This window comes from Aeromonas simiae (assembly GCF_000820125.1).
Taxonomy (GTDB): domain Bacteria; phylum Pseudomonadota; class Gammaproteobacteria; order Enterobacterales; family Aeromonadaceae; genus Aeromonas; species Aeromonas simiae.
Map to the genome: position 1 here is coordinate 70,325 of NZ_CDBY01000043.1, position 318 is coordinate 70,642.

A 318-nucleotide genomic window follows, 5' to 3' on the forward strand; every position below is an offset into this window, starting at 1 on the left:
CCCCCACCTCAATGCGAGTGAGGCCCGCGCCGGCCAGCCGGTGTACCAGCTCCTCTTTCAAAGGCAGCGGCAACTGGCGCGGCTCGTTTTGCAGGCCGTCGCGCGGCCCCATCTCAATCAGGGTGACCTTGTCGCTCATGGTTGCTCCTGCGTAAAACTGACCAATCTGGCCCCCTGGCTCACTGGCTCCCCGGCGCGGCAGTGTACGGCGGCCACCACGGCCTCCTCACCGGCGCGCAGGGTGTGCTCCATCTTCATCGCCTCGAGCACCACCAGGGGCTGGCCACGGTGCACCTGCTGCCCCGGGCTCACCAGCAA

General features: G+C 67.9%; 1 protein-coding gene. It reads right to left on the reverse strand.

Going from position 1 to position 318, the window contains the following annotated elements:
* Nucleotides 1-135: 135 nt before the first annotated feature.
* A partial coding sequence (locus BN1134_RS07590; protein ID WP_042046338.1) for an acyl-CoA carboxylase biotin carboxyl carrier protein subunit occupies nucleotides 136-318 on the reverse strand: 183 nt, incomplete at its 5' end.